The organism is Streptomyces sp. NPDC006372 (assembly GCF_040612515.1).
In the GTDB taxonomy this organism is placed as follows: domain Bacteria; phylum Actinomycetota; class Actinomycetes; order Streptomycetales; family Streptomycetaceae; genus Streptomyces.
On sequence record NZ_JBEXQJ010000087.1, the window covers coordinates 1 to 2,410 of the forward strand.

The 2,410-nt window shown below is 70.5% G+C and carries 3 protein-coding genes; all 3 read right to left on the bottom strand.

All coding sequences use genetic code 11. The features are described 5' to 3' along the window. Nucleotides 1-50 precede the first annotated feature (50 nt). Genes nusB through ABZ016_RS42920 form a run of 3 tightly spaced genes read right to left on the bottom strand, consistent with a single transcriptional unit; the run spans nucleotide 51 to nucleotide 2,217 of the window. Entirely contained in the window at nucleotides 51-485 is a 435-nt protein-coding gene (nusB, locus tag ABZ016_RS42910) for a transcription antitermination factor NusB (RefSeq protein WP_190196905.1), read from the bottom strand. A 2-nt stretch (nucleotides 486-487) separates the two neighbouring features. After that, nucleotides 488-1,054 (bottom strand): elongation factor P, encoded by a 567-nt coding sequence (gene efp / locus ABZ016_RS42915; protein ID WP_003988957.1) that lies wholly within the window; start codon nucleotides 1,052-1,054, stop codon nucleotides 488-490. Between the two features lie 53 nt (nucleotides 1,055-1,107). Then, a complete protein-coding gene (locus tag ABZ016_RS42920) occupies nucleotides 1,108-2,217 on the bottom strand; it encodes an aminopeptidase P family protein (protein ID WP_356922233.1) in 1,110 nt (369 codons plus the stop codon). Nucleotides 2,218-2,410 lie beyond the last annotated feature (193 nt).

The following is a 2,410-nucleotide window of genomic DNA, read 5'->3' on the forward strand; positions in this document are numbered from 1 at the left end:
GAGGGCCCTCAGCGGTCACGCTGAGGGCCCTCCGGCGTTCTCTGTCTCTCTCAGGCCTCGTCGCGGCGGAGCGAGGGCTTGAGGTCCTTCAGCCGGCCGAGCAGGCCGTTCACGAACGAGGGCGACTCGTCCGTGGAGAACTCCTTAGCCAGCTGCACCATCTCGTCGAGGACGACGGCGTCCGGGGTCTCGTCCACCCAGATCAGCTCGTAGGCGCCGAGCCGCAGGATGTTGCGGTCGACGACCGGCATCCGGTCGAGCGTCCAGCCGACCGAGTACTGGGCGATCAGCTCGTCGATGCGCTTCGCGTGCTTCGCGTAGCCCTCGACCAGCTCCATCGTGTACTCGCTCACCGGCGGCTGCCGGGTGTCCGCCCGGGAGAGCCGAACCCAGTCCGCGAGGACCGTCAGGGCCTCGGCGCCACGCTGGTCGCCCTCGAAGAGGATCTGGAAGGCGCGCTTGCGGGCCGTGTTGCGGGCAGCCACGGTTAGCTGTTCACCCGGCCGAGGTAGTCGCTGCTGCGGGTGTCGACCTTGATCTTCTCACCGGTGGTGATGAAGAGCGGGACCTGGATCTGGTGGCCGGTCTCCAGGGTGGCGGGCTTGGTGCCGCCGGTGGAGCGGTCGCCCTGGACGCCCGGCTCGGTCTCCTGGATGACGAGCTCGACGGCGGCGGGCAGCTCGACGAAGAGGACCTCGCCCTCGTGCTGCGCGACGGTGGCGGTGAAGCCCTCGATCAGGAAGTTGGCGGCGTCGCCGACGGCCTTGCGGTCGACGTGCAGCTGGTCGTAGGTCTCCATGTCCATGAAGACGAAGTAGTCGCCGTCCATGTAGGAGAACTGCATGTCGCGCTTGTCGACGGTGGCCGTTTCGACCTTGACGCCGGCGTTGAAGGTCTTGTCGACGACCTTGCCGGAGAGCACGTTCTTGAGCTTGGTGCGCACGAAGGCCGGGCCCTTGCCGGGCTTGACGTGCTGGAACTCGACGACGGACCAGAGCTGGCCGCCTTCGAGCTTGAGCACCATGCCGTTCTTGAGGTCGTTCGTGGAAGCCACGGTTGCGGAATCTCCTGGACTGACGTACGACCCCGGGGCACGCACCTGCCTGGCTACAGGGCGAGCAGCTCCTTGGTCGTGATGGTGAGTAGCTCGGGTCCGCCGTCCGCCTCGGGGCGGACGACGAGCGTGTCATCGATCCTGACACCGCCCCGGCCCGGGAGGTGAACCCCCGGTTCGACGGTGACCGGCACGCAAGCGTCCAGTTTACCCATGGCCGCGGGACTCAACTGAGGGTCCTCATCGATTTCGAGCCCTACCCCGTGTCCGGTCAGGGCCGTGAGGCCCTCCGTGTACCCGGCGGAGTCCAGGACCTGACGGGCGGCACGGTCGACGTCCCGGCAGGCGGCGCCGGGTACCAGGCTCTCACGTCCGGCCCGCTGCGCAGCGAAGACCAGGTCGTACAGCTCGATCTGCCAGTCCGCAGGAGCGGTACCGATGACGAAGGTGCGGCCGATCTCGCAGCGATAGCCCCGGTACGTGGCACCGAGACAGACGGAGAGGAAGTCGCCCTCCTCGACGCGCCGGTCGGTGGGCCGGTGTCCGGGCCGCCCGGCGTTCGGCCCGGTGGCGACGGAGGTCGGGAAGGCCGGTCCGTCGGCCCCGTGATCGACCAGACGTCTTTCCAGCTCCAGGGCGAGATGCCGCTCGGTCCTGCCCACGAGGATGGACTCCAGCAGTTCGCCGAGGGCATGGTCGGCGATCTCGGCGCCGATGCGGAGGCAGGAGATCTCCTCCTCGTCCTTGACGACCCGGAGCTGCTCGACCGCGCTGCCGAGGGTGGCCAGGCGCAGCTGGGGGGCGACCGAGCCGAGGGCGCGGTGCCGGGCCACGGTGAGGTGGTGCTCCTCCACGGCGAGGGAGTCGGCGCCCTGGCCCGCGGCGAGGTCGGCGGCCGCTACGGCCGGGTCACCGCCACCGGCTCCGGGCAGGGCCTGTACGCGCAGGGCCTCGTCGGGGCGCTCCTGGCCCGGGCGGTCGGCCGTCGGACCGGTGCACACCAGCAGGTCCTCGGTCTTGCCCAGCAGCAGAACGGCTCCGCGCGGGGCGGCGCCCGCGAGGTAGCGCACGTTGGCGGGGCGGGAGACCAGCGCCGCCGCGCTGCCGCCCGCGTTGCAGTATTCCCTCAAGCGCGTCCGGCGGGCCGCGTACACGTCTGACATGACCCGAGCCTACGAGCGGGGACGGGAAGCCGCCGGTCGAGAGCGGCCGAGTGGGGGTTGCCGGCGGCGGCTGAGCGTGTAGCGCCTCCGCGTGGGGTGGTGGGTCGGGGCCGCGCCGGGGGGTGTCCGTCCTCGGAACGGCGCGATGGGGTCACCTACCGACTGACTGGCGTTGACGCGCCAACCGCTGCGG

Excerpts from the sequence above, each read along its gene's own strand:
- ABZ016_RS42920 (WP_356922233.1), bottom strand. The coding sequence starts at position 2,217 with ATGTCAGACGTGTACGCGGCCCGCCGGACGCGCTTGAGGGAATACTGC.